Source organism: Streptomyces beijiangensis, assembly GCF_017315755.1.
Classification (GTDB): domain Bacteria; phylum Actinomycetota; class Actinomycetes; order Streptomycetales; family Streptomycetaceae; genus Streptomyces; species Streptomyces beijiangensis.
The window spans coordinates 1-257 of record NZ_JAFLRJ010001083.1 but is presented as its reverse complement, the minus strand read 5'-3'; the positions used below and the strand labels follow the sequence as shown (position 1 = coordinate 257).

The following is a 257-nucleotide window of genomic DNA, read 5'->3' as shown; positions in this document are numbered from 1 at the left end:
CCGGGGGCTCCGCCCCCGGCCCCCCGGTCCTCAATCGGCGGACGGGCTTGAATTGCTTGAATTGACTGCCGCTGTCGCCTTGCGGGCCGCCACCAGGATCGGGTCCCAGACCGGGGAGAACGGTGGGGCGTAGCCCAGGTCCAGGGCTGTCATCTGTTCCACCGTCATCCTGGCGGTGAGCGCGACCGCCGCGACGTCCACGCGCTTGGCCGCGCCCTCGCGGCCGACGATCTGCACGCCGAGCAGCCGCCCCGTGC

1 protein-coding gene is annotated in these 257 nt (G+C 72.8%); it reads right to left on the bottom strand.

Annotated features, from left to right (window positions below):
- Positions 1-30: 30 nt before the first annotated feature.
- Positions 31-257: oxidoreductase dimerization domain-containing protein (locus tag J0695_RS40650; protein WP_505383641.1), on the bottom strand; the 227-nt coding region annotated here is incomplete at its 5' end.